This window comes from Psychrobacter piscatorii, from assembly GCF_904846415.1.
In the GTDB taxonomy this organism is placed as follows: domain Bacteria; phylum Pseudomonadota; class Gammaproteobacteria; order Pseudomonadales; family Moraxellaceae; genus Psychrobacter; species Psychrobacter piscatorii.
Window position 1 is genome coordinate 1 of the sequence record NZ_CAJHAR010000012.1, and the last position, 24,019, is coordinate 24,019.

Annotated in this window: 21 protein-coding genes; 11 read left to right on the top strand and 10 right to left on the bottom strand. The window is 39.4% G+C overall.

What is annotated here, in order from left to right; genetic code table 11:
* The first annotated feature begins 54 nt into the window (after nucleotides 1-54).
* The 3 genes from JMX83_RS07095 to JMX83_RS07105 all read left to right on the top strand — a co-directional run bounded on the left by JMX83_RS07095 (nucleotide 55) and on the right by JMX83_RS07105 (nucleotide 2,658).
* Nucleotides 55-1,179, top strand: coding sequence for a YqaJ viral recombinase family nuclease (locus tag JMX83_RS07095; RefSeq protein ID WP_201600049.1), 1,125 nt, complete (start codon nucleotides 55-57; stop codon nucleotides 1,177-1,179).
* Nucleotides 1,180-1,319: 140 nt separating this feature from the next.
* Nucleotides 1,320-2,231, top strand: a complete 912-nt coding sequence (locus JMX83_RS07100; RefSeq protein WP_201600051.1) for a recombination directionality factor — start codon at nucleotides 1,320-1,322, stop codon at nucleotides 2,229-2,231.
* 166 nt (nucleotides 2,232-2,397) lie between these two features.
* Nucleotides 2,398-2,658 (top strand): helix-turn-helix transcriptional regulator, encoded by a 261-nt coding sequence (locus tag JMX83_RS07105; RefSeq protein WP_227675775.1) that lies wholly within the window; start codon nucleotides 2,398-2,400, stop codon nucleotides 2,656-2,658.
* Nucleotides 2,659-2,879: 221 nt separating this feature from the next.
* On the opposite strand, the gene JMX83_RS07110 is transcribed toward JMX83_RS07105, so the two are convergent.
* The 7 genes from JMX83_RS07110 to JMX83_RS07140 form a co-directional block, all read right to left on the bottom strand.
* Nucleotides 2,880-3,260, bottom strand: coding sequence for a hypothetical protein (locus JMX83_RS07110; protein ID WP_201600054.1), 381 nt, complete (start codon nucleotides 3,258-3,260; stop codon nucleotides 2,880-2,882).
* Nucleotides 3,261-3,328: 68 nt separating this feature from the next.
* Nucleotides 3,329-3,772, bottom strand: a complete 444-nt coding sequence (locus JMX83_RS07115; protein WP_201600056.1) for a hypothetical protein — start codon at nucleotides 3,770-3,772, stop codon at nucleotides 3,329-3,331.
* 350 nt (nucleotides 3,773-4,122) lie between these two features.
* Nucleotides 4,123-5,052, bottom strand: a complete 930-nt coding sequence (locus JMX83_RS07120; protein WP_201600058.1) for a hypothetical protein — start codon at nucleotides 5,050-5,052, stop codon at nucleotides 4,123-4,125.
* Between the two features lie 83 nt (nucleotides 5,053-5,135).
* Nucleotides 5,136-5,567, bottom strand: a complete 432-nt coding sequence (locus tag JMX83_RS07125; RefSeq protein ID WP_201600060.1) for a hypothetical protein — start codon at nucleotides 5,565-5,567, stop codon at nucleotides 5,136-5,138.
* Between the two features lie 38 nt (nucleotides 5,568-5,605).
* Nucleotides 5,606-6,823 (bottom strand): restriction endonuclease subunit S, encoded by a 1,218-nt coding sequence (locus JMX83_RS07130; RefSeq protein ID WP_201600063.1) that lies wholly within the window; start codon nucleotides 6,821-6,823, stop codon nucleotides 5,606-5,608.
* Nucleotides 6,816-8,450, bottom strand: coding sequence for an HsdM family class I SAM-dependent methyltransferase (locus JMX83_RS07135; protein ID WP_201600066.1), 1,635 nt, complete (start codon nucleotides 8,448-8,450; stop codon nucleotides 6,816-6,818). Before JMX83_RS07135 ends, JMX83_RS07130 begins: the two co-directional genes overlap by 8 nt.
* On the bottom strand, nucleotides 8,444-11,527 hold the full coding sequence (locus tag JMX83_RS07140) for a type I restriction endonuclease subunit R (protein ID WP_201600070.1): 3,084 nt from the start codon (nucleotides 11,525-11,527) through the stop codon (nucleotides 8,444-8,446). The genes JMX83_RS07135 and JMX83_RS07140 overlap by 7 nt, the downstream gene beginning before the upstream one ends.
* A gap of 409 nt (nucleotides 11,528-11,936) precedes the next feature.
* Between JMX83_RS07140 and JMX83_RS07145 the strand changes: the two genes are divergently transcribed.
* The 4 genes from JMX83_RS07145 to JMX83_RS07160 all read left to right on the top strand — a co-directional run bounded on the left by JMX83_RS07145 (nucleotide 11,937) and on the right by JMX83_RS07160 (nucleotide 16,121).
* Nucleotides 11,937-12,839: a helix-turn-helix transcriptional regulator gene (locus JMX83_RS07145; RefSeq protein ID WP_201600073.1), complete on the top strand. Its 903-nt coding sequence runs from the start codon at nucleotides 11,937-11,939 to the stop codon at nucleotides 12,837-12,839.
* 88 nt (nucleotides 12,840-12,927) lie between these two features.
* The gene (locus JMX83_RS07150; RefSeq protein ID WP_201600076.1) at nucleotides 12,928-14,472 is read left to right on the top strand and encodes a hypothetical protein; all 1,545 of its coding nucleotides are present in this window, start codon (nucleotides 12,928-12,930) and stop codon (nucleotides 14,470-14,472) included.
* 100 nt (nucleotides 14,473-14,572) lie between these two features.
* A complete protein-coding gene (locus JMX83_RS07155) occupies nucleotides 14,573-15,778 on the top strand; it encodes a hypothetical protein (protein WP_201600078.1) in 1,206 nt (401 codons plus the stop codon).
* A 64-nt stretch (nucleotides 15,779-15,842) separates the two neighbouring features.
* Nucleotides 15,843-16,121 carry a YkgJ family cysteine cluster protein gene (locus JMX83_RS07160; RefSeq protein ID WP_201600080.1) on the top strand — a complete coding sequence of 93 codons (279 nt, stop codon included), beginning with the start codon at nucleotides 15,843-15,845 and terminating at the stop codon, nucleotides 16,119-16,121.
* A 486-nt stretch (nucleotides 16,122-16,607) separates the two neighbouring features.
* On the opposite strand, the gene JMX83_RS07165 is transcribed toward JMX83_RS07160, so the two are convergent.
* Complete coding sequence (locus tag JMX83_RS07165; RefSeq protein ID WP_201600082.1) at nucleotides 16,608-17,168, bottom strand: PepSY domain-containing protein; 561 nt, start codon at nucleotides 17,166-17,168, stop codon at nucleotides 16,608-16,610.
* A 223-nt stretch (nucleotides 17,169-17,391) separates the two neighbouring features.
* On the opposite strand from JMX83_RS07165, the gene JMX83_RS07170 reads away from it, so the two are divergent.
* Complete coding sequence (locus tag JMX83_RS07170) at nucleotides 17,392-17,535, top strand: hypothetical protein (protein WP_201600084.1); 144 nt, start codon at nucleotides 17,392-17,394, stop codon at nucleotides 17,533-17,535.
* A gap of 325 nt (nucleotides 17,536-17,860) precedes the next feature.
* A complete protein-coding gene (locus JMX83_RS07175; protein ID WP_201600086.1) occupies nucleotides 17,861-18,757 on the top strand; it encodes a hypothetical protein in 897 nt (298 codons plus the stop codon).
* Nucleotides 18,758-18,931: 174 nt separating this feature from the next.
* Here JMX83_RS07175 and JMX83_RS07180 read toward each other — a convergent pair whose 3' ends face one another.
* Nucleotides 18,932-19,648 carry a FadR/GntR family transcriptional regulator gene (locus JMX83_RS07180; protein WP_201600087.1) on the bottom strand — a complete coding sequence of 239 codons (717 nt, stop codon included), beginning with the start codon at nucleotides 19,646-19,648 and terminating at the stop codon, nucleotides 18,932-18,934.
* A 101-nt stretch (nucleotides 19,649-19,749) separates the two neighbouring features.
* A complete protein-coding gene (locus JMX83_RS07185) occupies nucleotides 19,750-21,483 on the bottom strand; it encodes an IlvD/Edd family dehydratase (RefSeq protein ID WP_201600088.1) in 1,734 nt (577 codons plus the stop codon).
* A gap of 216 nt (nucleotides 21,484-21,699) precedes the next feature.
* Between JMX83_RS07185 and JMX83_RS07190 the strand changes: the two genes are divergently transcribed.
* A complete protein-coding gene (locus JMX83_RS07190; RefSeq protein ID WP_201600089.1) occupies nucleotides 21,700-23,007 on the top strand; it encodes an MFS transporter in 1,308 nt (435 codons plus the stop codon).
* Between the two features lie 11 nt (nucleotides 23,008-23,018).
* Complete coding sequence (gene araD1 / locus JMX83_RS07195) at nucleotides 23,019-24,017, top strand: AraD1 family protein (protein ID WP_201600091.1); 999 nt, start codon at nucleotides 23,019-23,021, stop codon at nucleotides 24,015-24,017.
* The last annotated feature ends 2 nt before the right edge of the window (nucleotides 24,018-24,019 follow it).

Consider the following 24,019-nt stretch of genomic DNA (forward strand, 5'->3'; position numbering starts at 1 on the left):
TCCATTATTTAACCAGCCACCTTAATTCATTAAGCCATTTATAAGGAATTTATTATGGAAACCATCGCATTAAACACAACCACTCAGCCAAGACGCGCAAAGCGTTCAACTGTTAAAGCAAAAACAACGCGCCTACCTTCAAACACGAAAGCCAACATTGAGCACCCAACGTCTTTGGTGCCATCGACTCAATCAACCAACGCTAAACGTCTTGTCAGCACCAAGGGCTTGAGCCGTGAAGACTGGTTAGCCGTTCGAAAGCAAGGTGTTGGTAGCTCTGATGCTGCCGCTGCCTGCGGTATTCATCCCTACCTTTCTATGCTTGAGCTATGGATGATTAAGACGGGACGCATGACCTCAAACATTGATGCCAGTAGTAATAACGGCATTGAGGGTTACTCTCCATTGTACTGGGGTAATACGCTTGAACCAATGGTCGCTAAATACTACCAAGAGCATACAGGTAATAAAGTTCGTCGGGTAAATGCCGTCTTGCAACACGCCGACCCTGACAAGCACTTTATGCTAGCCAATTTAGATTATGCAGTAACAGGCAATGATGAGGTACAGATACTAGAGTGCAAAACAGCAGGGGAGCATGGTGCTAAGCTTTGGAAGCATGGCGTACCGCTCTATGTGACTTGCCAAGTGCAGCATCAGCTAGCGGTCACAGGTAAAAGCGCGGCGCATATCTGCGTGCTGCTATGCGGACATGAAGCCAAAATATACAAGGTTGAGCGTGATGAGCAGCTGATTAATAGCATTCTATGGCACGAGCGTCTGTTTTGGCAGTATGTAGAGACCGACACACCACCAACCCCTGACCATAGCGAGTCAGCAGCGCGAGCATTAAAGCAGCTTTATCCAAAGCCTAAGCCGTCAAGTAAAGTTGATTTGCGAGACGATGAAGGTGCTAACAAGCTGTTTGATAAGTTGCTTAATCATCGCATGTCTATTGAGGAGCTAGAGCAACGTCATGACCAAATTAAGCATCAGCTACAAACGCTTATCAAAGATAATGAGGTGGCGATCTTCAATAAAGGCGCTATTTCATGGAAGCGCTCTAAAGACAGTATCGGTCTTGATAGTAAAGCGGTTATCAAGGCACATCCTGACTTACTCACTCAATTTAGTAAAACAAAGCAAGGCAGTCGTCGCTTTGTTGTACTTAATGACTAAGCTAAATATCACTCAATCATCAACACAATAAACAATCAGTCAAAGCTAATTAATCAAAGCAAGCACATAACCGCCCACCTATCACAGGTGGGCTTTTTTATGGCTAAACACATTTTATTAAACACACAAGGAATATAACCATGATTAAAGGTCTCACGATAACCCCGCCAGTACTCGGTCGCATTAGCATCGGTAAAGTCGTTCACAAAGACGGCAAGCGTCTCCCTGCTAAAGATGACCAATTCACCATCACTAGCCAAATCCAAAATAAGGATGGCTGGATTAATCATCCACTTGATGAAAAACTTCGTGCGAATAATGACGGTAAGCTAAGACAAATACCAGTACGACTGCTGTTCAATGATCCTGAGCTGAACCTAAGAGCTGAATACACGCTATTTGATAGGCAGACTGGACGCCCACTTTGCGTAGGCGATGGCGAACATTGCCAGCGCCGAACCAGCAACGGTGTTGAGCAGCTGCCATGCCCATCACCCGATCGCTGCCCACTAGCGCAAGGGGGTGCTTGTAAGCCCTATGGGAGGCTCTACGTGAATCTTAGTGAAGACGATGAGCTAGGCACGTTTATCTTTCGCACCACAGGCTTTAATAGTATTAGAACGCTTGCGGCAAGACTAAGCTACTTTGCTGCGGTGTCAGGCAACAAGCTCTCATGCTTGCCACTGCAATTAACACTAAGAGGCAAAAGTACCACGCAAAGCTATCGTACGCCTATCTACTTTGTGGATTTAACGCTACGTGATGACGTGACTTTGAAGCAAGCAGTACAAGATGCGGGGGCTATTGATGCCGAGTTAAGTGAACATGGTTTTGACCAAGCAGCGTTAGAGATAGCTGCTAAGCAAGGCTACGTCAATTCTTGCTTTGAGGTTGATAGCGATAATCTATTGGATGTGGCAGAAGAGTTTTATCCAGTAGAGACAGATGAAGCTAACAGTAGTCATCAAGGAGGGCCCCAAAATGGTATTGCTCCCTACAATGTCGGTAATATCGAAAGAAGTCTAAGGGAGAGTGTGACAGCTATAAGTTAAAGCAGTGGTAAGGATATAAGGCATAAAAAAGGAGCTGATTATTCAGCTCCTTTTTTATTGTTTTGTCTAAGGACAGTCGTTGGACGGCATAGGACGCCATAAAAAAATATGGGACTCGGTAAGTATATGAGAGGTGATGCTCTCATTCACTTACAAGGAGATAATCATGGAAAACTTAAACGTAAACACTCAGCAAAACACCTCAACGCCAAGCATGCCACAAATACCTCGCATGCTTCCGCTAAAGCAAGTCATACATTATACAGGGCTTAGTAGCACGACGATCTATGACATGCTTGATAAAAGATCGAATCGTTATGACCCCACTTTCCCTATTCAGGTCAAGCTATCAAAGGGACGTGTAGCATGGGTTGAAAGCGAGGTGGCTGAGTGGATTGAGAGCAAGATAGCTGCCCGAGTTCATTGAGCAACGATAAAAAAATAAGCCACGTAGAGCGGCTTATTTTTTTGCTAATTAATTCTGAGAAAAATATTTTACTCAACCTGCTAGCTGTGAATGATATAAACTCAAGAAAATACGTGAATATATAATCTTAATTGGTAAGTATTTCTTAGAGTATTATAAGTGTCACCTTGAACATAGCTCTCAGACAATCTCACAAACACTCTACTATCAAGCCAAATTAATCAATTGTTATTCTGTTGAGAACAAAAATGAGCTGCCGTTGATTTATAACAATAGTAAGTATATACGTTACTACTATCAGGAACACGACTAAAAAAAGCATCTCTTAAATAAGTCGTATATGCTTTCCCATTGAGGAAGTCACCATCGTTAGAACTTTCAATATCATAATCTTTACCATTTATTCGATACGTAAGAACACTTAATCCAGCCCCTCCCCAGTCACTTGCCATACAAGGTGTCTTAAAAGACATATTATCTTGTTTATCTACACCATAGCAGATTGTCATTTTATCTGTTGTTGGCCGTGCTGAGGTCTGATTAGCACTTAAAATAGAGGCTGTTGATAAAAGCACAATTATTAGTTTTTTTGAAAATCCCAAGTTCATATCCTTACGACTTTATGTATTTTTATTTGAAGTATCCTGACTTGATAATAGATGAGTCATAATTAGCAGTAGTTAGAGAATATACCTTCAACAGCCTTCCTTTCTATAAAAAATGGATTACCATAATCAAGTTGCATAGCTTTCTTGAAACTAGTTTTATTTTTAGGATTACCATGCTCTTTAATGTAGGATTTAGCTGGTTCAACACAGTTAATCCGTGCAGCATAATTCCATCTATCGTCATAACCATATGTTTGTACAATAATGTCTACTATTTCAGGTCTTTTCGTTCTTTTGTTATATGAAATCACTTCACTTAAACTGGCTTCCCATACAGTTGATTTTCCATAATCACTAAGACTAGCACCATGTGAATTCTCATAAACTGTAATTATTGCGAAGTCTTGTCCTTCAGTTGAGTAAGCTCTAGCAGAATAAGCGTTAGCAGAAGCTGCAGTTACAAACATCAAGGTTAAGCCAATCGCTATTTTGTTCAAAAAAATCATAAAACTTCCTATCTGATAGTTGAATCAGCTTTCAAGTAGCAAAGTAGTTTCATCACTTATCACTAATACATTTAGTTTATTTAGAAATATTTCGATAATATGAATATAACTGATTGGTAACATTCAAGCAATATAACTTTATTAATTAAAAATAAACTATTTATAAGTTTACACTTTCTCAGATAATATGAAATATAGTTGAGAGAACGTAGGCTTGATACAGCACTGCTAATAATATTTTTTATAACCTCAAGTATAGTCTATAGCTACGCATCAGAAAGCCCTTTAGCTGTTCGCTGAGGGGCTTTCTTTACTGCAAACAACTATTTGTCATGTCTCATTTAAACTTATCATTCAGGAAAATATTCAGGCACACCGCGCATAAACTCTTTTTTTATTTCTTGTAACAATTGGTCAAACTCATGAGTCTCTTTTATATATGACTCTAATATGTTCCAATCACTTAAATCTTGCGAATCACTATTGTCAATAATGTCGTGAATTTCATCTTCAAGAAGGGTAAACAAATCAGGCAATGAAAGATGAGACACTTCACAATGAATATCATTATCCAGTTCATCAATTGCTATCTGGTACAAAAAGTGGTCGCCACCATGATAATCTATATAACCCAAATACTCATACAGGTTAGCAAAACCATCGTCATCTAATGACGACTGTTGAAGGTATTCCTTCTTTATAGTACTAACAATTTTTTCAACTAAATTATCTTTAGATGCTAAAGATAGGCTACCTAGCGAATACAGTAGCTCATATAAATTCTGATTCCGCTTTTCTACATACTCTTCTAATGCTATATGAGGCAAACAAATATCATTATACTGGGTGCTTCTATTGCTATAGAACTTAGCCATATCAACAGAGAATTGCGCTAACTGAGTTAGATTATTTTGAGTTCTCTTTCTAAGATGTCTAGCAATAGAGTAATCTTTAGCCTGGTCACATATAAGCGCTATATATGCTTGAACAAAAAGATAATCACAGTCAGCTACATCGTGCTCTAATTGCTGAAACCGTTCAGCCAGTTGGTTAAAGCTATTTATTATGTTGTCATTATCTGACCGATCTATATCAAAGGTTTGACGTAGCATCAATATTAGCTCAAGTTCATATGCCGAAAATGACTTGCCCTTTAGCTGGTAACTCAAAAACCCATGGCCATCTGGATGTAATAACGCTTCAAATAAATGATAATAGTTCTCGTATTTGCTATAGATCGCGTCTTGATGGTGACGATTAAACCATGATTCTTCTATCATCAAATTGACTCCTGTATGACTTTATTGATTTACTGTCATCTGACCATTCATCAGCATAGGCACTACCCAGTTTCGAAGCTCAGCTAACCTGCTTTTATATGCGGTATCAGCTCACCACTAGGTAGCTCTATAAGGTAGGTTGTCACAAAATAGGGCTCTGCTGGAAATGTTAAGGCTTCAGGGATTAGTGGGCCATCTACGCCTATTCCATAGTTATTCATATTAGCAAAGGACTTTTCAGCAGCTATTAATGTGTCCTCTAAAATGCTATGCATATATTGATTAAATAAAGGTGCTTCCACAGCCCCAGACATCGTCCCATGCTCAGAGCTAAGCTTGTAATTATCAGGAATCTTTACTACCTGTGCCGTTCGATAGTCAGAACGAGCGAGTATATTAAGAACAGTACTTATTTCCTCATCATTGGCTTCTAAAGCATAAGCTCTAAATAGAAAGCGCTGAACGACACCCGTCATTTGATCTATGATTGGCCAAATATTTGCTACAAGCTCCATAATACTTTCCCTGATTATCATTTAAAATACGTTGACACTTACTGCTTTACCGTCACCTGACCATTCATCAGCATAGGAAGCAGCCAATCTCTAAGCTTCTCAAGCTCTTGATTCTGTTTTATATTATTTAAAATCAGCTGCATTTTACCTTGAACTATACCGTCAAATTTACTTAAAATATAATGACTAGGTACAACTATATCGAGGTTTCTAATCTTATCTTGCGACAAGTTATCTCTAGCTGAACCCGAACTTAGATTAACCAAGTATTGATAAAGCCTTTCTAGGTTAAACTTCAAATATACATTCATATGTTGATCTATGGGGTTAATACCACATATTGCTTGATTAGTAGTAGATGGAAAGTCTATAAAACTTACTTTGCCAGCAGTTGCTCCATACATAGCCATTAGAATTGTATTTTTTTTAAATAATTTTGCACTAGACTTTTCTAAACCCAATTTCGTAATGAAATTATTCGTCGATACAATAAACGGGGTATTTAACTCACCGCTATTTATCCAAGGAATATCACCGTTAGCGTAATACTCCTTCTTTGAGCTTAATGGTGTACCTCCAGAACCAGTAGTGGCAATATCAGCTAAGACCTTTGCTTCCCATCCATCAGGTATCTCACGCTTCAAAGTCTCGTTATAAGCCATCTTACCACCAGACGATTTGTAAGGCTTGCCGTTTGCATCAGGAAAGTCAAACTGTACAAACCAGTAGTCATATAGCGTTTTCGCCATAGCTTCTAACTCAGCGTTAATTTGGTTGTTGAGTTCAATTTTTTTGTCAATGTTTGCTAGAATATTTGATATTTCTTTTTGAATTGGTAAGTCAGGAACATCAACAATGAAGTCAGCCAATAAACTACTAGTTAAATTTGGGAACGTTGAACCGTTAGTATTATTTAATAAAGATGAAAGGTAGTTTTCAATCAGATATTTTAAAAAATGATTATACTGCTTTCCTTCCTTATGAGTTATAGCTGCTAGTCCACGCCCAATAGCATATTCCTGATTAGACCAGTTCATTCTCCCAGTCGTTGACCCACGAACACAAAAGAGAATGTCTCCTACTTTACTCATTTTTTTCGGGTCAGAAGTGTATTGAACTGGAACAGGAGCAAATTCAGTAAACTCTGCGGGACCATTTAAGAGCGGAACTCCTTCAATATTTATGCCACAGTATTCGCCGTTAGGAGACTGCCCCATTGTAATATACGCTAATTGCGAAAAAGAAAGTTTATTCATATTTTAGACCCGCCAACTGCTTTTTAATATCAGTTTCTAGCTCATTAGATTGCTCAAATAAGCTGTCCAAATTATTAGTGAAACACTGCATCTTTTCTTTGAATTGATCAGGTGTAATATCCGTATATTCAATCTTCACTTCGAAATACTGTCCTGCACTAAAACTATAATTTTTTGCCTTTATATCATCGTAGCTGACAGCTACTGACAAATCATCGACTTGGTCTTTATTATTAAACACATCAACAATCTGTTGTTCTTCTTTAGCACTCAATACCGTTTTTTGGTTCTTACCTTCTTTAACTTTTTCACCTAAATTAGATGCATCAATCAATACGACATTGCCATCATTACTATCATCAATAAATAAGATTGATACGTTAGTACCAGTGGTAGCAAAAATATTAGAAGGCATGGAGACTACACCAGCGAGCATCTTTTCATCTACTAATTTTTGGCGAATTTTTTTATCGATACCAGACTGAGCAGTGATAAAGCCAGTAGGTACAACTACGGCTGCCTTACCACCCTTTTTAAGCGAAACAATGATGTGCTGTAAGAACAGCTGATAGATCTCCATCTTGTCTGCACTTTTAGGCTTAATCTTTGGAATACCTGCAAAAAAGCGTTCTTTGTTTTCTTTGCTATCTAACGCATCTCGATAGTCGCTAAAGTCGAGCTTAAACGGTGGATTAGAGACGATATAGTCAAACTGCTTAAGCTTCTCATCATCTTTATGATAAGGATGATAAATGGTATTGCCCTGAATGACGTTGGGTATCGAGTGTACTAAATTATTTAAAATCAGGTTTAATCGTAATAGGTTCGATGATTTTTGCGAGATGTCTTGTGTATAGATGGTGCAGCGATCTTCACCGATGGCATGGGCAACATTCATCAATAACGTACCTGAACCTGCTGAAGGGTCGTAACAGGTGACATCCCTTACCGTACCACGCTCCGCTTGTGGCACGAGTATCTCAGCCATGATGCGAGCAACTGCGTGTGGCGTGAAATACTCAGCATATTTACCACCCGAGTTACTGTTATAGTCTTTAATTAAGTACTCAAAAATACCCGCATAAAAATCAAACTTTTGATCAAAGATACGCTCAAAGCTAAACTCAATCAGCTTATTAATCACAGCACGGCAAAAGTCATCACGCTTAGACTCATCAGCGATGTATTGGCTGAGACGATCAAATAGCACGACCTTTGCACCACCGTCTGTTTTTACCGCAAAGATGTCGTTGTTCTTAATGGCGATATCAATCAGTGTGTCATCAAATAGCTTAGCAAAGTCAGGCGCATTACTCTGGCTGAATAGATAGCTAATAAAATGCTGAGGCTCCAAACGAGCAGTGTCTGCGCTCATCTGTAGCTGTAGCATCTCATAGTCTTCTTCACTCATATCACTAAGCGACTTTTCCCAGTTATTAGCTTTAGCGACATCCTCATCTATTTTCTTAGCCTCATAAGCAAATTTATCGTTTAGGAACTTATACAAGAATATTTGGGTAATGATTTTGAACTCATTACCGTCATTACCTAGACCGTAATTGGCACAAATACTTTTTAAACTATCGATTAACTCTTGGGTTTTCGCTTTAAACTCAAGCTCTACCATGGTCTTGCTCCAACGTTATATTCATTAATGTATTCTGAGACAACCAGCTTATTGATGTAGCGTGAGCTGTCAGGTTTTAATTTGATCTTGTGGTCTTTCATAAAACGTTTGATGACGATGGGCATCATCTGCCCTTCAAAGTAGCTTTCATTGTCGATAATCTGACTACTATTAAGTACTTTTTCATCCGCATCGGTTTTTACGGCCATTAGTGCTTCATGTATGGTACGTTCGGAGCTATTTATATCCGTCTGCTGATGCTCAGTCAGGCGCTTATGTATGCGAGCATATTTAACATCGCCTTTATATTTATGTAGCATCTGCTCATTCATACGGTTGAGCTCTTTTATGCGTTTATGAATCTTAGTAAGCTCATCAATGTTTTTAGTCATCTGCTCTTGTGAAACTTCACTAAGCTTTCTCTTTTGAAAGATTCGTTCCAGCTCTTCTCTTAGGCTAATAAACTTAGGATCTTGTTGATCAAAGTTACTAGCCATTGCTTCACGAGTTTTACGTAGCGTACTTTTAAGCTCATCAGCTAAGACCAGTTCTTCTTCGCCTATTTTAGTAAACTTAAATATCACATCCTCTAAGGCTTGGTTGAGTAAATTGCTTGTGCCTATACCCTGCTCTAGGTTTTGCTTTGTGTTAAGTAAATCAAGATGATGACTGGTCTCTCGGTAAAGAACGTTTAACTTATTGAAATCAAGCTCTTCTAAGAATCTGTAGTCACCTTGGAGCCGAACCAGATTATATAGACTTCTAGCATCGGCCAGTACCTTTTTAAGGCTCAGTATCGTTTCTCTATCTTGAATCTGGCTAATTTGATCGCTAAATACTTCCATGTTATCCGTCTCGTAAAGAAACAGTACATCCTTAACATGCTCAATTTCCTGCTGTATCTCTTCGTGCGATTTAAACAGATGTGAGTAACTCTCCATCTCATCGCCAAACTCCGATTGTAGTTCTTCAAAATAGGCTTTATTAGTCGCATCAAACTCTTTACTAATATCTGCAAAATCAACCACATAGCCATATCTAAAATCTTTATAGGTACGGTTCACACGAGTGAGCGCCTGCAAGAGATTGTGTGCACGAACCATACGTCCAAGGTATAGCTTCTTCAAACGCTTAGCATCAAAACCAGTCAATAGCATGTTGTACACAAATAAAATGTCTATCTTTCCAGCCTTAAAGTCTTCTACCCAGTTCTTACGTTCTTCTTTAGTACCAACATCATGCAAAATCAGCTGGGCAGACTTAACCTTTATCTCTGCATGACGTATCTCTGCCAAGGTTTTAATATTGGAGTCTGGCTCTTGATTGTTAGTAGCCGCTTCGTCTTGAGCATAGAGTTTATTAAACAGCTCAAACATATGCTTGGCTTGCTGTGCGCTATCACAAATGACCATGCCGCCTATACTTGCATCATTTAGCGCGCCACGGCTTTTTTCAAAATCTGAGACAATGTATTCAAGCATAGGCTCAACAAAACAAGAATGAGAATATATATCCTCACGCTTAACATCACCTACCAACACCTTTGCTTTCGCAAGAGCTTCTTGTAGGATAAGTTTATACTCGGTAGATATCTCTTCTCTTATCAGTCGCAGGGTATAGCCATCAGCAATAGAAGCATTGTAATAGTACTTATGGATATAATCACCAAACAAGGCTCTTGAGTTATAGTCATCACCCAGTAGCGGCGTACCTGTTAAACCGATCTTAATAGCATTAGGATCTGATTCTTTTAGGTTCGCTAAGAAACTGCCTTTAGGGTTGTAGCTACGATGTACTTCATCTAAAAAGTATATTCGCTGAATATCAACGTTATAGTCCTTCGTTGAAGCAACGTTAGGATCGTCTTTAAACTTGTGTATATTGACCACCGTAATCTCAGGTACGCCTGCATCATTGTGAATGGCTTTGGTTGCCTTAATATCACGGGCAAAATCATCTCTGGAGTCAACGGTTCGAACTCTTAGACCACGCGCTGTAAACTCGCGCTGTGCTTGTTGTAGTAAGTCTAATCGATCAACGATGAAATAAAACTTAGGTGTTATTCGTTGCTTTTGAAAATAATCTGTTAGGAAGCGCACATTATAAAAAGCCAAGGCAGTTTTACCGCTGCCTTGTGTATGCCAAATAATGCCTTTTCTAACGCCTTCATCGAGTTTGTTACCAATCGCCTTAGTCGCAAATATCTGCGGATAACGCATGATGTGCTTTTCTAGCCCTTTAGTCTCGTTCACGTAAACCAACGCATAACGCAAAACAAATGCTAACCGCTCACGACTGAGTAGAGAGGTACAGATGCTATTGGTAGGGCGTTCTGGCTGCTTATTGGTTTGAAACTCTGAACTATTTCGAATAACTTCTAAGTTGTTATCCTTCAGTACTCTAAGCTCATCAGCTTCAGTAATTGGTTTTAGTAATGACGTGTAGTTAAACGTCTCTTCTTCACGGAAATAGTTGAATATCGGTTTATGGTAAGAAGAACTGGCGTAAAACGCCCCTCGTAATGGTTCAGGGTCGCCATCCACGTAGTCCATGTTATTTGAAAAAATCATAAACTGCGTGATATTAACGAACCGTTTGAACTTAGGGTTCTCAAATCGTGTATTGATACGATTTCTCTCAGCGATAATACCTTCTCGATTATGCGGCTTTTTGACCTCTATAAATACTAATGGCATGCCGTTAATGAGCAAGGTGATGTCAGGACGGAATTCTTCGTCACCATTTTTGCAGGTCAGCTCCGTAACCACATGAAAGCTATTATTATTAAAGTTTTCAAAATCAATCAGCTTCGTACCTGAACGCTCAGATAGCTTGTCGAAAAAAGCTTTCCCTAAGTCTTCATTGTCTAAGAGTAACTTCACATCTTCGAATAGGCGTTTGACCTCATCGTCTTTAATACCCTTATTTATTCGTATCATGGAATCATGAAACAGCTCAGGGAAAATGTTGGTGTCGATGTCCCATTTAGCATCTTTAAGCGATAAGTATTGATAGCCTAGCTTCATCAAATGAAGGATTGTTGGGATTTTTACGCGGGAATCTTCATTGAAGCTCATGATGAATAGCTCACTTAATCAATAATAAAATGGTTGTAGTAGCAAATCTATAGATAAGAGTCACTATACGTCAATCGGTGTCGTTAGTTTTTTTTCATTTTAGGCATCAGTATAGCAATATCAGTTAAGAATTCTCTCCTCTAAGTACTTTATATCTCCATAATTGCCCTCACTAGTTGAGGGCTTTTTTGTGATTTTTACATTATTGAATGCGATTAACCTATTATTAGACACAACCTGTCATTACTGCTATTTATACTTGCTAACATAAACCAAGAACAAAGTAGGCTCAATAATACAAATTACTGAATATTCGTTTTATTTCTATTGACACCAATGTATAAAAGCAGATAATTACAATCGTGTAATAAAAAATAATATATAGCAACAAAATAGGATGTATACGTTGATGGGCAGTAAAAAACACGAACGTTTGGCTTATCGGCTATCAGATATCATCATCCGGCTAAATAACGGCGAGCGTCTCAACATTGACACGCTGACCCGAGATTATCAAGTCTGTACCCGTACGCTTAAACGTGACTTTCAAGAGCGCTTAGCCATGCTGGACTTTAGTGACTCAGGTCCAGTTTTTTATCAGCTATCACCCAATCGAGTTGGATATTTGAACTTGACTGAGATTAAACGCTTCGCAAATTTTGCAAGTGTGCAAGACCTACTGCCTAAGATTGACCGACAGTTTTTTTATGACAAGCTAAATCAGAGTATTGTGATAAAAGGTTTTGACTATGAAAATATTCAAGCACGAACTCAAGAATTTAATCTCATCAATCAAGCCATTAGGGATTACCGAATAATTACTTTTGATTATCAAAAAGTCAGACAGCAAAATAGTGAAAATGCGAAAAAATCCTATCATCTTGAACCCTATCATCTGCTTAACAAAAATGGTATTTGGTATGTGATAGGTAGACATGATGCACAAACGCGTAATTTTTGTTTTACCCAAATATCTAATCTGCGTGTCACTGACAAGACCTTTGACTGTGATGAGCAAATTAAAGCAGGTTTAATAAACACAGATAGCTTATTTTTTGATAATCACATCAATGAGATTGTATTGCAGGTCAGTGCTAAGGTAGCAGGGTACTTTGAGCGACGAGACCTACTACCTAATCAAGAATTGATTCGTAAGCTGGATAATGGCGATCTATTGCTGGCTTGTCGTCAGGTACACCCACGTGAGGTCACACCGATTGTGCAATATTGGCTACCCCATATCAAAATTATCAGTCCCTCTACTGTTCAGGAGCAAATGGAGAAAGTTTTAAAAAGCTATGTGTCTATGTAGAAAGGTTTCATAAGCAATATTGAGATGACTGTTTTACTATTAGCTTCCATTAAATCAAGGGAAGTAACTGATATTTAAGAGGTTGATAATGAATACTGTAGTTAAGGAATATAAGCAGCAAGGAAGTATGGCTTCTGACTTACGAAATATTGCAATCGCAAGCGCAGAGCACGAACTGATTCAACGTTATGGTACAGCAGGTAGTCAGTTTTTAACTGGTCTTCGCGGTATTGATCATGAAACTGCTAAAGAATTTGATAGAAGCCTGCTAAGTATAGCTGAAGGGAAATTAAATCCTGATTATTATGAACAGAACATAAAACAGCAGGCAGGGTATTCAGCTGAAGTTGCCAGCGTTTCAAAACGTAATGCTGACGCTATTATCAATAAGGAAGCGCCTCGCTTTGCTAGAAGTGAAGATACTGTAGGCTATGGTAAGAATCATAGTGTAGTTGACATCGTAGAGTTGTTAGATGAAACCGAAATTACTTCACAGATGAAGTTTGTCACGAACAAAGAAAATCTACTAAAAAGTATCGCTTGTGGAGAAGGTAAAACGAAAGATTTTTCACGTTATCTTAGCATTGATAAACTTGAAGTACCAACCGAACAAGTTAGTGAGATGAAAGCCATATGTCGAAGCGAAGCTCAGAAACTTACTGAGCAAAGTGAGATTCTTAAAAGTTTAGGTAAAACCGAGCTAGCCGATAAAGCATTAAAACAAGCAAAGAACTATGAAGCTTTAGAAAAGAAAATAACGGATTCCGGATTAACGACTGAAGAAGCAATTAAATATAGGCTCGACCCTAAAGCTATGGTTCGTAAGGATATCGCTAAGGTAAGTCATAGAGCTGGTGTTGAAGGTTTAAAGTTTGGTGTGGCTATTGGTGGCTCTATTTCTGCTGTAAGTAATATTATAGCTGTTTACTCAGGTAATAAAGATTTCTCAGAAGCTATATTGGCTACAAGTAAAGACACTTTGATTTCAGGTGCCACTGGCTATGCTACAGCTGCTTCAGGTACTGCTATAAAAACTTACATGGCACAGTCGTCAAAGGAAATAGTACGTAATATCTCAAAAAGCAATATGCCAGCGATGGTGGTAACCGCTTGCCTATCAACGGGTAAAAGTATAAAGAAGTATGCTATCGGTGAGCTTAATGAAGCGGAGCTTGCTCAAGAAGTTGGTTTATCAGTTACTGGCATGATGTCATCTTCTATGTTTGCTGCTATTGGTCAAGTCGCCATACCTATTCCAGTTTTGGGTGCATTAATTGGCGGTATGGTTGGTTACGCCCTGACCAATACAGTTTATCAAAGCTTCTTCAGTGTTTTGAAAGATGCTAAGTTATCAACCGAACGTAGACAGCTTATAGAAATGCAATGTGAAGCCGCAAGACTACTTTCAAAAGAATATGAGTTAAAAATTAAGGAATTATTTACCTACCGTATTAAAGAGCTAGAAATATACAGTAACGATATGTTCGATGCTATAGACTCACCTGACATTGATCCTGAAGAGTTTTGTTTAAGAATGAATCGCTTTGCTGAAGAACTTGGGACAAAAATTTCTATTAAGAATATGGCTGAACTTGAAGCCGCTATGATCTCTGACGAACCATTAGTCATTTAAAACAATGTACACAAAGCAAACATATCAAAGATTTTTTATCTATTGAAAAAATTGTTGATATTTAATATTTAGTCAGTAAATATAACAAAAGGGAAATATCATGCCAATTCCATTAGTAATCGGTATAGCCGCAGGCTTAGTAGGAGCAGGGAAAACAGGCAAAGCTTTGTATGATAATAAAAAATCTTCAGAAGCAAATGCTACTGCTCAAGGTATAGCAAAACGAGCAGAACGTAATCTAGAGAGATCTCGTGAACAATGTCAAGAATCTCTAGCGACATTAGGTGCAAAGAAAGCTGAAACTTTCACAGGTGTTATTACCTCTTTCATAACTACTTTTGAGAAAATTAAAAATATCGATTTTCAACATAGTGGTGATCTAGGCAACTTAATCGCCAAAGATTTTAGCAATGTCGTACTCGCAGAGCTTAAACAAGAATTGTCATTCGTTATCGATTCTGGTTTAGGTGTTGGCGGTGGAGCTCTTGGAGGAGCTCTAACTGCTTTTGGCGCCTATAATGGTACGATGATGTTTGCAACTGCAAGTACCGGTACAGCTATCAGTTCATTTGGTGGTATAGCTGCAACCAATGCAACCCTCGCATGGTTGGGTGGTGGGTCTTTAGCCACGGGCGGTATGGGTATTGCTGGTGGTGTACTGGCTCTTCAGGCTCTGACAGCAGGGCCTGGTCTGCTCATTGCTGGCTGGTATATGGGTAGTAAAGCGAAAACTAAGTTGAATGATGCTCATAGTAACATTGCTAAAGCTAAAGAGTTTGCGGCTGATATAGATAAAGCGGTAGCATTAACAAACGGCATTAGAGCAGTGGCTGACAAAGCGACGGCAATCATTTCTACTTTATGTAAACACCTAAGTCTTAACTTGAATAAACTTGAAGAAGTAATTGATACACAAGGAACCGACTTTTCACAATACAATGATGCTGCAAAAATGATAGTTTTACGCAATGTAAAAATACTTCAAGTTCTTAAGGTTGCTATTGATACACCAATTCTTGATGAGCAAGGCAGACTGTTCGGTAGTGCCTCTGCAAAACTAACTCAAATAAATTTTAGTATCGATAATGGTTTTTCTAAAATAGAGAATGGACCCGACTCTCAACTTGATATAGATCACTATAGAATAGCGCTTTTAACACAGTTAGTGGCTTTGAAAAATTACAAAGCTGGGTTAAAGCCACAGTTATGTCATCAACTAAGTGAGGAGGCACTAAAAAGCAAGCACACAGGAATAAAAATCAATCGTACAGGAATAAAAAGCAAGCGGATAACACAAACGGAATGATTGGTTAACTTATACTAAGATGACTGTACCAATTGATGACACACTCTAGTTGAGAGTAGAATATATGTCTAAAACCTCATTCCCATGTACAGCTTGTGGCCAATGTTGCAAAAATGTCCATTTAAGCGAATATACTAATTCTCTGGACCGAGGTGATGGCACATGTCGTCATCTCGATGATAAAAGTCTACTTTGTACTATCTACGAACAGCGTCCGATCATTTGTCGTATCGAAGATTATCACGAGAAATATCTATCTCATTTGTATGACTGGGACGGATTTGTAAAAATGAATCTGGAAGTTTGTAAACAGCTGAAAGATAGTAATAAAATTCCTAAGTAGTAGAGTTCTAAAAAGGGCCTATACTGCTAAAACTGATTTTTTAATGATAATATGTATTTGAGACTAGATGAGATGTTAGAAATATTTAGTTACAAATATTTGCGAGAAAAATCCCATTATTTATCTTGCCTCCAATACTGCGTCGCTATTGGTCTAATTGCTGGTCTAGGAACAATTATATTCATATAAAATTATATTAAATCAAATACTTACGTATATAGTTCGAATTCCTCCTTCACCGCCAATCTTATAAAATCGTCTCAAATATCAGCTTTCCCACCTTGCCCCCAATATTCCTGAATACTCTATATATATAACGCGTCTAGCGTTTTTTTTATGCTTGTTATTTACCTATAGATAATATTTCAATTCTGAATGATTCAGCCGTGTCGATGATATTGGCTCATGATGAGAAATATTGCATAAAAAAGCCCCAAACTACTAAAAAGTCGCTTGGAGCAAAAAATTGATATCGTCTATCAATGATTAATCGTCATAAACCACATGACTACTCAAAACCTTACCCGTCATGCTATCGACCACAACATCGTAGATTTGATTGCCTTTACCAATTTCAACCTTATAAATAGGTTTACCATAATCCATATCAAATTCGGCTTCCAGCACCGTGCCATTTAGCGTTGTATTGGCACTTTTTATGGCTTGTGGCAGGCTAGTTTTTGCTTGCTTCATGGTGTTATATTCAGCCAAATCTTCTTTATCTAAACGCTCTCTCTCATCTTGTATCACTTTACCTGTATTGGCATTGACGATGACCTCTTGCTCGTTGTTATTGGCAATAATTTTAATCTCATAATGGTTATCTTCCATACGGTCTTCTTGATCAAAGCCTGCACTAATAATATTACCTGCTACCGTCTTATTCGCGAGAATCATCGCTTGCTCTAAGCTGATTTTACTCTGTGATGCCGCGACGGTTTCATTCATTGACGTAGCAGCTTGGCTCAATGGAATAGCAGCCGCGCTAAGGGTAGCGACACTCAATGCTACTGCTAATGATTTTTTTAATGTTGATATGTTTTTCATAATAAGGCCTTCAGGTTTTCCAGATATGTTATCGAGATCGTTATTTATTGAAATAATGTCGTGAAAGATAGTGACACAGTCCGCCGCGTCCTGTCTAAATAATTTATGCTGATAAAAAGTAACTTATGTTGTGTTTACAAGGTAAAATATTTTGTAACTATGTCAAAGCGTGGCCAAATTGTTTACTACTTTTCGAAATATAGAGTTTATCAAAAGAGAGGTCATGGTCAAACTACTCTGCATTGTATTAACGGTAATTGGCTTGGCATTCCTCATCGGCGGCGCTGCCTCGACGATCGCTGCCAAGATTAATTTTGGTATAGAGTTACTGTTGTTGATCAACACGGAAGTTATCACAGATAGTTGAAGACAGCTTCGTTAATGTTGTCTTGATTGATTTGGGTGAGCATTGAGGCGCTTTAGATACTTTTTAAAATGGTGAATAGTTGTAGCGAATAATGATACTTCGATTGCCTCATTTTTTATAAATATAGTGTGCATTGCCATTTCGAATAAGGCTCAAAACGCTGCAATCTTATGGTTAATGAAGATACTGGTTTTTTGAATATCACATGTGAGCAAAACGTAAATTCTATTGTAGCGACACTGTTAAAACCGAAAATTTGTTTTGCAATTAACCATAGCTTTATCTATGATTATTTTCTTACGGGAAACTAACGATAGGTAACAATATGAAAATCAATAAGCTATACGCAGGGATCGCCTTGGCAAGTACAATGATATTGACAGGGTGCGGTGATGATAACGAGGTCGGCCCTACCGTTAATAACGAATTGGACTATACAGTTTTTGATCCTTTCACCGATATGTCAAATGATGAATATCAAGATGGCTGGGGCAAGCTCGCGTACAAACTCAGTAATAATGGCTTGATACAAACAATCTTTACTGTGGTAGGAAGCTCACCTACTGCTTATCAAAATAGTAGAAGCGACGATGATGAGCTGGAATATTACGCTGGCAAAAACGCGTTCGCTGCTGTTCCTGAAAATTTTGACAGTAAGTTTTATAAAATCAACTTCGTTGATAGCGATACCTTTACACTAAAAGTTCAGTCAAATAATTCAACTTTTAACTCTACTTATGACATTGCTACTCTTGACCTTACGGGCGTAGGCAAGCAACCACGCAATGCTACTACTGGTATAGATACTGATTTAGATTATTTCCCTGATGGATTTAATGCCACTTTTCCTAGTGGCTCTCAATGCTATATATTTTTAGAAACACCCAATCAAACTTTCTATACTTTTTCTGAAGATGAGGATGAAGGTAGCATGACTATAGATGAGTGGATTACTAACCAGCAAGAATGGTATACAGTCACTAATGTTGTCAAAGAATATGTCGGACTCAATAATGAGCTACCAGCTGTTAGATATACTGACGAAGATGGCGATATTATTGCCGCTATTAGATACAACGGTTTGATATACAGCGCTTCATATAGTCAGGAAGGAATCCAAGAAAAAGAAAACACTGATCCTGGTGTTTCAGAAGTTTACTGTAATCAGTATAACGATGTAGCGACTAAATTCTTGGAAACACAAATCAAGGCTAATTATTAATATTAGCTGTGAATTGAGACCTAGCTACTTGTATACATTAAGACAAAAAATAGCGCCTACAATGGGCGCTATTTTTTTATATTACGACACTGCGTAAGTATTCGAGAATTAGCACAGATGACCAAACTCTATTGAGTAGATATTTTATCGTTCAAAAGATCGATCAAACGTTTATTACTTTTTGATTAAGGTATAGGCCACGTTGGTATCATCCAACTGCACTAAAGACGCCAGTCTGGCTGATAGCGGATCTTTATTTTCGATGGCCGTTAAGATTGCTTTGTGCCTTGGCAGTGAATGCGTTTGTAAGTTAGGTCTTAAGCTGGTCAGCTTAATAGATTGTTGTAGCGGTAATACCAACATTTTTGACATATAAGCCAGTAGGTCATTATGTGTGGCCTTGGCAATGGCAAGATGGAATTCTATGTCAGGTTGCATAAATTCTTCTGCATTAGTCGCCTTTTCCATGCCTTCATACGCTGTTTTGATCTGTAAAATATCGTCATCGGTTGCAGTGGTAGCAGCAATATACGCCATCTCAGGCTCTAACACACGTCGAACGGTCGATAAGGTTTTGAAAAAATCATTCTCTGGTGTAGATTCAATCAACCAAAATAGCACATCTGGATCAAGCATATGCCATTCGTCTTTGGGACGCACGACCGTACCGACTTTGGGACGCGAGTATGTCAGACCTTTAGAGTTCAGTACCCGTATGGCTTCACGAGAGACAGGACGGCTGACCTGAAACTCCTCACACAGCTCATCTGAAGAGGGTAGTTTTTCGTTTTCAGGAAAATGACCAGAAACGATTTTTAGACCCAATTGTTGAACAATTAATGCATGTTGGCTTTTGCTTGGAACGGGGTTTTTGTAGTCGGCAGTGCTCATATATTATCGTTACTCATATTTGACACTAGTATGTTATAGAAGACCTTATCAATAAACAAGGTCTTCTATTTTGCATAAACTAGTGCCAATTTTTGAGCAAATTAGTGCGAATGACGAGGTACCTCAGAACCGCGACAACCGACCAGAAAATCAAAATCACAGCCTTCATCCGCTTGTAGCACATGCTTAACATAGAGTTCGCGATAGCCGCCAATAAAGTTGGGTGTCGGTGGTGGTGGTAAATTCGCTAAGCGCTGCTGTAGTTCTTCATTGCTGACATCTAAATGCAACTTACCTGCGTAGGCATCAAGCTCAATAAAATCACCGTTTTGTACCGCAGCTAATGGTCCGCCTGCGCGAGCTTCTGGTGCTACATGTAGTACCACGCTACCATACGCAGTACCACTCATACGCGCATCAGAGATTCGTAGCATGTCTGTGATCCCTTTTTCCAGCAGCTTGGGCGGCAGTCCCATATTGCCGACTTCCGCCATACCTGGGTACCCTTTAGGGCCTGCGTTTTGGAGTACCAAAATACAGGTTTCATCGACATCTAAATCTGGATCTACAATACGGGCTTTATAGTCATCAAGGTCTTCAAATACCACGGCACGACCACGATGTTTCATCAGTTCCGCTGAGGCGGCAGATGGTTTGAGCACGGCCCCTTTTGGTGCTAGATTGCCATGTAAGATGCACATTCCACCATCTCTACTCAGTGGATTGTCCACTTGACGAATGACCTCATCATTATAGATAGGCGAGCTTTGACAGTTCTCCCAAATGCTTTGTCCGTTCGCAGTCAGTGCTTGCGGATGCGGCAGCAAATTGTGCTCACCCATACGGCGCAGTACTGCAGGCAAACCACCGCTATAATAAAACTCTTCCATCAAAAATCGTCCTGACGGCTGCAAATCCACAATGGTAGGCATACCGCGACCAATGCGATTCCAATCTTCTAGCTCTAAATCAACACCAATACGCCCAGCAATGGCTTTTAAATGAATTACCGCATTGGTTGATCCACCAATAGCGGCGTTGACTTTAATCGCATTCTCAAATGCTTCTTTGGTTAAAATTTTAGATAATGTCAAATCTTCTTTGACCATGTCAACGATACGCATACCTGATAAATGCGCCAAAACATAACGGCGCGAGTCCACGGCTGGAATAGCGGCATTGTGTGGTAAAGAGGTCCCTAAAGCTTCAGCCATACAGGCCATTGTCGAAGCTGTGCCCATCGTATTACAGGTACCCGCTGAGCGTGACATGCCTGATTCTGCAGATAAAAATTCATTGAGATCAATCTTGCCAGCCTTTAGCTCTTCATGCATTTGCCAGACAATGGTACCCGCGCCAATATCTTTTCCTTTATGTTTGCCATTTAGCATCGGCCCGCCAGTGACGACAATGGCAGGAACATCACAACTGGCCGCACCCATCAGTAACGCAGGTGTGGTTTTATCACAGCCTGTTAATAGCACAACCCCATCCATCGGGTTACCGCGAATCGCTTCTTCTACATCCATACTCGCTAAATTACGCGTCAGCATCGCCGTCGGGCGTAGGTTAGATTCTCCATTAGAGAAAACAGGAAATTCAACAGGATATCCACCCGCTTCTAAAATACCTTTTTTTACATGCTCAGCGATTTTGCGGAAATGGGCGTTACATGGGGTCAATTCTGACCACGTATTACAAATACCGATAATGGGTCTACCATCAAACTCATGATCTGGAATACCTTGATTTTTCATCCAGCTACGGTACATAAATCCATTTTTATCCGCCGTTCCAAACCAAGCTGCCGAGCGTAGTGGCTTCTTTTTTGACATCTCTATATCCTTATATAGTAATACTATTTAAATAATATTAATCAAAATACACTAAAAACAATCTTTTTAAAAGGGTTTACATTTAAATAGTATTACTATATTTTAGTTAAAGCTTTTATACATTATTTCAGTTATCGACTGATAACACCCTTAATTACAGATAATTTCTCTTTGGCATGATGCCTGAGAATTACCACATGGAACGTGGAGTCGGATATGGATTTCGAAAAGAACGTTATACGAACAGTGACCTACAGATTAATCCCTGCATTAATTTTGCTTTATGTGGTCGCTTATATTGATCGCGGTGCAGTCGGCTTTGCCCATCTACATATGGGCGCTGATGTTGGTATCGGCGACGCCGCTTATGGATTTGGCGCAGGCTTATTCTTTATTGGTTACTTCATGTTTGAGGTGCCCAGTAACTTGCTATTGGCCAAGTTTGGAGCACGTAAGTGGTTCACTCGCATTTTATTGACATGGGGTTTGATCACCATGGCGATGGCGCTTATACAAGGCCCTAAGAGCTTCTATGCGCTTAGGTTCTTACTCGGTGTTGCTGAGGCAGGTTTTTTCCCTGGCGTTCTATATTTGATTACCCAATGGTTTCCAGTGCGTCATCGCGGCAAAATTATGGGCATGTTTGTACTGTCACAACCTATTGCAATGGTAATTGCAGGGCCATTATCCGGTGCCTTACTCGGTATGGATGGCATGGCAAACATGCATGGCTGGCAATGGTTATTCATAGCTGTCGGCTTACCTGCTGTTCTTTTGGCGCTACCCACGTACTTATATTTGCCAGATGATATTAAAACAGCCAACTGGTTAACTGCAGAGCAAAAAAGTTGGTTGCAAAATGAATTGGTTAAAGATGAGTCTGAATATAAGCAAACAAGGCATGCCAACCCTTTACATGCGCTAAAAGACAAACGTGTGTTACTCCTTGCGCTGTATTACCTACCTGTCACCTTGAGTATTTATGGTTTAAATCTATGGCTACCCACGATTATCAAGCAGTTTGGTGGTGGCAGTGATTTACAAGTTGGTTTTTTATCAAGTATTCCGTATCTGTTTGGGGTCGTCGGTCTGTTAATTATTCCACGCAGTACAGATCGCTTGGATGATCGCTATGGGCATCTTGGTTTTCTTTATGCGGTAGGTGCTTTTGCCATGTTCTTAAGTGCTTGGCTCACCTCGCCTGTCTTGCAATTGGTTGCTCTATCTGCCGTCGCTTTTTGCTTATTTTCGACAACGGCTGTTTTTTGGACACTACCAGGCCGCTTCTTAACAGGCAGTAGTGCGGCAGCTGGTATTGCCTTGATCAACTCAGTAGGTAACTTGGGCGGTTATTTGGGACCTTATGGCATTGGCTTATTAAAGGAATACACAGGCCATATGGCAGCAGGCTTGTATTTTCTCTCTGTGGTAATGGTATTTGGCTTGATTTTGACTTATTTCGTCTATGCCAAGTTTGAAAAAAAGAAATCTGAAAAAACAACCGTTAGCGAACAAGCATACTAAGGACATTACTTATGAACATCATTCAATTTGAAACCCAAGATCAGCAGCGCGCGGTTGGCATTGTCGAAAACAATACTGTCAAGCCAATCAATCAGGTGACGACGGTTCGAGACTTAGCATTAATGGCAATCGAAAACACACTGAGCCTAGAGCAACAAATCGAACAATTAGGCTTTGCCGCTGAGAACTATGAATACGCACAATTATTAGACAACTTACAGGTACTTGCGCCTTTAGATCATCCAGATACCGCACATTGTTTTGTCTCAGGGACGGGTTTGACCCATCTAGGCTCAGCGTCTACTCGTGACAAAATGCACCAGCAGAATTCAGCTGATACCGCATCAGTAACCGACACCATGCGTATATTCCAGTTAGGGATTGAAAAAGGTAAACCTACTGACGGTGAGGTGGGCGCCCAACCTGAATGGTTCTATAAAGGCGATGGCTCTATTGTGGTTCGTCCTGGTGCCGACCTGCCGATGCCTAATTTTGCAGAGGATGGCGGCGAAGAACCTGAAATTGTAGGTCTGTATGTGATTGGTCCAGATTCAAAACCCTATCGAATTGGCTTTGCCATGGGTAATGAGTTTTCTGATCACATTATGGAACGTCGCAACTACTTATATCTTGCACATTCTAAATTACGTTTTTGCAGTTATGGGCCAGAGTTACGCACAGGTGAGCTGCCAAAGCATTTGGTCGGTGCCAGTCGCCTACGCCGTGATGGTGACGTGATTTGGGAAAAAGAATTTTTATCAGGTGAAGACAATATGTGTCACAGCCTAACCAATCTTGAATACCACCATTTTAAATATCAGCAATTCGTAAAACCAGGTGATGTACATGTTCATTATTTTGGTACGGCGACGCTGTCATTTGCAGACGGTATGCAAACCCAAGTCGGTGATGAGTTTGAGATTGAGATGAAAGAATTTGGTCATTCTTTAAAAAATAAAATTACACATACTCAACCTGAACTACCCATTGGTTCAGTTAAAACACTCTAAGG

What these genes read in the sequence shown, in the direction of transcription:
- JMX83_RS07175 (WP_201600086.1), top strand. Translation starts at nt 17,861, where the DNA reads ATGAAAATCAATAAGCTATACGCAGGGATCGCCTTGGCAAGTACAATG.
- araD1 (WP_201600091.1), top strand. Translation starts at nt 23,019, where the DNA reads ATGAACATCATTCAATTTGAAACCCAAGATCAGCAGCGCGCGGTTGGC.
- JMX83_RS07180 (WP_201600087.1), bottom strand. Translation starts at nt 19,648, where the DNA reads ATGAGCACTGCCGACTACAAAAACCCCGTTCCAAGCAAAAGCCAACAT.
- JMX83_RS07095 (WP_201600049.1), top strand. Translation starts at nt 55, where the DNA reads ATGGAAACCATCGCATTAAACACAACCACTCAGCCAAGACGCGCAAAG.
- JMX83_RS07140 (WP_201600070.1), bottom strand. Translation starts at nt 11,527, where the DNA reads ATGAGCTTCAATGAAGATTCCCGCGTAAAAATCCCAACAATCCTTCAT.
- JMX83_RS07155 (WP_201600078.1), top strand. Translation starts at nt 14,573, where the DNA reads ATGCCAATTCCATTAGTAATCGGTATAGCCGCAGGCTTAGTAGGAGCA.
- JMX83_RS07160 (WP_201600080.1), top strand. Translation starts at nt 15,843, where the DNA reads ATGTCTAAAACCTCATTCCCATGTACAGCTTGTGGCCAATGTTGCAAA.
- JMX83_RS07105 (WP_227675775.1), top strand. Translation starts at nt 2,398, where the DNA reads ATGGAAAACTTAAACGTAAACACTCAGCAAAACACCTCAACGCCAAGC.
- JMX83_RS07185 (WP_201600088.1), bottom strand. Translation starts at nt 21,483, where the DNA reads ATGTCAAAAAAGAAGCCACTACGCTCGGCAGCTTGGTTTGGAACGGCG.
- JMX83_RS07165 (WP_201600082.1), bottom strand. Translation starts at nt 17,168, where the DNA reads ATGAAAAACATATCAACATTAAAAAAATCATTAGCAGTAGCATTGAGT.
- JMX83_RS07170 (WP_201600084.1), top strand. Translation starts at nt 17,392, where the DNA reads ATGGTCAAACTACTCTGCATTGTATTAACGGTAATTGGCTTGGCATTC.
- JMX83_RS07145 (WP_201600073.1), top strand. Translation starts at nt 11,937, where the DNA reads ATGGGCAGTAAAAAACACGAACGTTTGGCTTATCGGCTATCAGATATC.
- JMX83_RS07115 (WP_201600056.1), bottom strand. Translation starts at nt 3,772, where the DNA reads ATGATTTTTTTGAACAAAATAGCGATTGGCTTAACCTTGATGTTTGTA.
- JMX83_RS07190 (WP_201600089.1), top strand. Translation starts at nt 21,700, where the DNA reads ATGGATTTCGAAAAGAACGTTATACGAACAGTGACCTACAGATTAATC.
- JMX83_RS07130 (WP_201600063.1), bottom strand. Translation starts at nt 6,823, where the DNA reads ATGAATAAACTTTCTTTTTCGCAATTAGCGTATATTACAATGGGGCAG.
- JMX83_RS07125 (WP_201600060.1), bottom strand. Translation starts at nt 5,567, where the DNA reads ATGGAGCTTGTAGCAAATATTTGGCCAATCATAGATCAAATGACGGGT.
- JMX83_RS07100 (WP_201600051.1), top strand. Translation starts at nt 1,320, where the DNA reads ATGATTAAAGGTCTCACGATAACCCCGCCAGTACTCGGTCGCATTAGC.
- JMX83_RS07120 (WP_201600058.1), bottom strand. Translation starts at nt 5,052, where the DNA reads ATGATAGAAGAATCATGGTTTAATCGTCACCATCAAGACGCGATCTAT.
- JMX83_RS07150 (WP_201600076.1), top strand. Translation starts at nt 12,928, where the DNA reads ATGAATACTGTAGTTAAGGAATATAAGCAGCAAGGAAGTATGGCTTCT.
- JMX83_RS07135 (WP_201600066.1), bottom strand. Translation starts at nt 8,450, where the DNA reads ATGGTAGAGCTTGAGTTTAAAGCGAAAACCCAAGAGTTAATCGATAGT.